The organism is Infirmifilum sp., assembly GCF_049970975.1.
GTDB lineage: Archaea > Thermoproteota > Thermoprotei > Thermofilales > Thermofilaceae > Thermofilum > Thermofilum uzonense.
The window spans coordinates 1-3,815 of record NZ_JBMFLX010000121.1 but is presented as its reverse complement, the minus strand read 5'-3'; the positions used below and the strand labels follow the sequence as shown (position 1 = coordinate 3,815).

Genomic DNA, 3,815 nt, shown 5'->3' with positions numbered 1-3,815 from the left:
GGTTACGTTGAGACACTTAGATTGTGGGCAAAGCCTTTTTCGATGAGCGCTGGCTCTCCCCTCTGCTGGCCAAGGCGTTCGACGTGGGGCTTGCAGCTGCCCGCTTCCTGGGCTTCTACGAGGTGTTGAGGAGGGAGCTCGAAGGGAAGGATCTAGAGGAGCTGCTTAGGGAGGAGAGGTACAAGAAGATACTCCTAGGTGGTCTGGACCGGGACTATAAGCTCGCATCCAACGCTCTGGCCCACTTCTATCGGCAGATCTTCGGCATTGAGTTCGACATGGCCGAGCTGATAGCTCGCATGAAGGCTGGAATGGGACTAGAGGAGGCTGGTATCGGCCTAAAGGCTGCGGTGGAGCCGCTGCGGGTGTCTCCAAAACACGATGATGCTTGGCATGCGGAATACGGGTATTTAATTCCGATTAGGGTGTACTTTACGGCAAGGAAGATACTTTCGACGGCACAAAACACGATGATGGCTGCCGCCAAGGCCTTCGGTGGAGACTACTCCATCGAAGGTAAGACCCTTTCTAGCATGCTCGACTCTCTCAAACCCTCTTTCGAAGGGGGGTTGGAGAGGGGTGACGAGGGTGTTGTCGTCTTTAAGGAGCTGCTAGAGAAGTCGCTGTCCATCTCCCCGAATTACGACAAGGGCTTCTTCACGGTCGTGACCTTGCGCAGGATCCCATGGTTCTACTTCACGAGGGCCTACAGTGGGGTGAGCAGTGACCGCTTAGAGTTTCTGGAGGGAGTGATGGGCTGGGTCGAGCACTTCGTCCCTGAGGTTCCTAATGAGAGCATAAAGAAGAATTTCACGGTTATGGGTTATGGGTCAGATAGCCTAGGCGAGTCATTAATAGATTTGATCTTCTGGTGTTGGAGGTTGCAAGATTTATTAGTGAAAAGTGAAGTTCTGAAACCCTTTGATACTCACCTCGAATCGGAGCCTAAAAAGTACGTGAAAAGATGCTTAGAGGCCATTTCCCCGAGTCATAGTTTAAAAGCTCCCTTAAAGGAGGCGCCCTTATATACTCCTCTCTTCTACAGTGGGAAGTACCCTCATATGTTCTACTACGCGCTGAAGCCGCTGGATGATAAACTAAGCTCGTGGTCAGATTGGACTCCTCCGGTACCCTGCCGCTCCTACTTAGGATCCATAAGAGGGCTAGTAGTAAACAGAGGCAGGGAGTGGTACGATCTAGCGAGCCTGCTAAGGTTCATGGCACCTCAGATGTACCTCGGGATTGCAACAATGGAGCGGTGGCGTAATGAATGGGTTTTTATCTTCTATGGGTGAGGGCGTTGAGCGAAGGAGTTAGGATAAAAAAGGTAAGGGGGGAAGACGAGAGAGAGAACCACGAGGTTGGAGAAAGAAGAGAGGCTAGAGAGGCTGCCGACGTAGTCTCAGGTGCGGATTTGCGCGAGCGTCCAGTTTTTGAGCTCCCCCTCCTCGAGGCTATCCCCTCGCTTATGTTCCACGAGATGCCTAAGTTGCGCGTAGTAGTGGAGGCTAAGGTCGATGTGCCCCGAGACGTAGCAGAGGATTTCGCGGTGCCGACTCTGTCCCCGACTCAGGTGCCGCACCTCTCGATCGAGTGCGAAAGCAGGGTCGAGGTAAGCGGTGCAGAGCTAGTGACCCTCACCTTCGAACGGCCGCCTCAAATACCCCTGCGCGTGAACAGCTCAGTGGAGCGCCCCGATAGCCCCCAGCCCCCTACACCAACTCCACCCGTATCTTCCCGCCATGCATAGCCTCGGTTGAGGAGAGCTAGGCGGGCTTAAAAAGCTGGAGTGCGCGGGCATACCCCGCCTTGGGGACCCCCTCTCCGATAAAAATAAAAAGCGGTAAGAGTGCTGCTGTATACGGAATGTATACCGCTGTGGTGTACAGAAAGCCCCGCAGATCCACGGTCGTTCTCTACATAAATGGGTCCACCTTCACGTTTAGGGTTAACTCAGGGGCGCTGCGCTTCGGCAGGGTGCGGAGGGCTTGGGTCGCTGGGGGCAAGGTAGAGGCTCTCTCCTTGAGGGTGAAGGCCAACGAGCTCGCCCCCCTGCTTCGCGGAAGGCCTGAGGCCTGCCGGAAGATGTACCTCCTTGACGTTCTGTTCAGAGAGGCCGCCAAGCAGGGGTACAGGGTTCACGATAACCAGTACTTCGTGGATCTCTGGCTTTCGAAGCCCCTCGGGCACCCCCTGGGCATTAGCAAAGCGCAAGGCGGCACGATAGACGAGAGCGCTCTAGGGGACTGCATCAAGTGCTTCTCGCGCTCGTTCGACGAGTGGAGGATAGTCGTTCCTCCGTGGTGTTGCGAATGCTGAGCAGCGAGAAGTGCTTCAAGCTCACCATCAGGTGCGGCGTGGAGGCACTGGATCCCGAGTGCCCCTACTTTGAGACGCTGGCCGAGCAGGCCATAATGAACGCGGTGAAGGAGTCCTCCTCGAGTAAGGGTGCCCCGAGGCTCTTCCTGCTGGTCGCGCAGCAGGGCACCGGGAAGTCCGCCCTCGCGGAGAGGCTCTACGGGAGGATCATGAGGGAAGCGGACGGCGTCCTGCCGCTGGTGCTCTGCGGCAAGGAGGACCTGTCCAGGCAAGACTTCCTCGAGAAGGAGCTCGAGAACGCGATCCAGAAGGCCCTCTACGAGTGGGTGAAGCTCCACCGGGGCGTGGAGAAGCTGCCGTCGAACTGCGACATCCGCTCCCTGATCCAGTTCTCTTACGTGATGGAGGTGGCGGGCCTCAGGCTATTCCTGATCGTGGACGAGGCGCGCCTCATCGGGGGTGCCAGCAACGTGGGAAAGTTCCTCGAGGGGCTGAGGGTGCTCGAGGACAAGTTCGCCTTCGCGGGCTTGCTGCTCATGTTCCAAGACCTGACGAGTGAGGAGCACGAGCTCCTCCTCAGACAGATCAGCGGGCGCGGCGGGAGCAGATGGCTCTGGGACGGCGATGTGCTCACCCACCAGGACCTCCTGCCCCAGGGGGAGGAGATCGACAGGGTGAGGAAGTGGGCCGCACAGATCCTGGGCGACGCCGTGGCCGCGGCGGTTTACTCCAGGATCTCCGCCGAGCTGGGTTTCCGGGCGGCTAACATCTTCGCGCTGACGTTCCTCAGGCCGAGCGGCAAGGTCAGCCTGACCGAGCTGCACAACTCCATTGTGAAGGCCCTCTCCGAGAAGTACAGGCTGCCCCGCGAGCAGGCGGTGGGGGGCTGCCGGGCCGACTTGGTCATAGGGAGCGTGCCTGCTGACGTGAAGCTATGCACCGACACGGACTCGTTCATCAAAGCCTTCGAGGAGGACAGGAGGAAGGGGTGCAACTTCGAGTACATAGTCATCGGGCACCTGAACGAGGATCTACTCCCGGACGACGCGCGGCGGGCGATCCGCGTCCCGCTCCGGGTGGATGTCCAGGCCATCGCCAGCGGCCTCACCGCCGTCAGCGCCAGCATGCACTTGTCGAGCGACACCGTCTTCACCATAGCCGCCGGGGCGATAGCCGACCTTATAGACCTGAGGGACCTCGGGGTGACCGGGGAGGTGTCGAGGGAGAGCCTGCTCCCCCTGCTCGAGGAGCTGTGCACGGAGATAGAGCACAGGGGCGGCAAGGTCAGCAGAACGGAGCTCGTCAGGCTGAGAAACGCTAAGAGCCTAGCCGCACGCCTGGGGATCTCCCTGGCTAGGGCCGACGACGCGAACAGGCTCGTCCAGAGGGTGCAGCAGCTGGGCCTAGGGCTGACCCTAGAGCGGGAAGCCTCGTACGTGAGGTGCTCGAAGCAGCGGCACCTGCCCTCATGGCTCGGGCATCACCACGGTTGAGAC

At 58.9% G+C, this 3,815-nt stretch carries 4 protein-coding genes; all 4 read left to right on the top strand.

The annotated features are described in order from the left end of the window. Window positions 1–83: 83 nt before the first annotated feature. From ACP5KC_RS09320 to ACP5KC_RS09305, 4 genes are read left to right on the top strand one after another with little or no spacing between them, the layout of a single operon-like run. Window positions 84–1,295: a hypothetical protein gene (locus ACP5KC_RS09320; RefSeq protein ID WP_428287370.1), complete on the top strand. Its 1,212-nt coding sequence runs from the start codon at window positions 84–86 to the stop codon at window positions 1,293–1,295. 5 nt (window positions 1,296–1,300) lie between these two features. Then, on the top strand, window positions 1,301–1,750 hold the full coding sequence (locus ACP5KC_RS09315) for a hypothetical protein (protein ID WP_428287369.1): 450 nt from the start codon (window positions 1,301–1,303) through the stop codon (window positions 1,748–1,750). A gap of 59 nt (window positions 1,751–1,809) precedes the next feature. Next, window positions 1,810–2,319: a hypothetical protein gene (locus ACP5KC_RS09310; protein ID WP_428287368.1), complete on the top strand. Its 510-nt coding sequence runs from the start codon at window positions 1,810–1,812 to the stop codon at window positions 2,317–2,319. Beyond that, window positions 2,313–3,812: a hypothetical protein gene (locus tag ACP5KC_RS09305; RefSeq protein ID WP_428287367.1), complete on the top strand. Its 1,500-nt coding sequence runs from the start codon at window positions 2,313–2,315 to the stop codon at window positions 3,810–3,812. The genes ACP5KC_RS09310 and ACP5KC_RS09305 overlap by 7 nt, the downstream gene beginning before the upstream one ends. The last annotated feature ends 3 nt before the right edge of the window (window positions 3,813–3,815 follow it).

Bases quoted from the DNA above. Each gene is read 5' to 3' on its own strand.
- ACP5KC_RS09305 (WP_428287367.1), top strand. From the start codon at position 2,313: ATGCTGAGCAGCGAGAAGTGCTTCAAGCTCACCATCAGGTGCGGCGTG.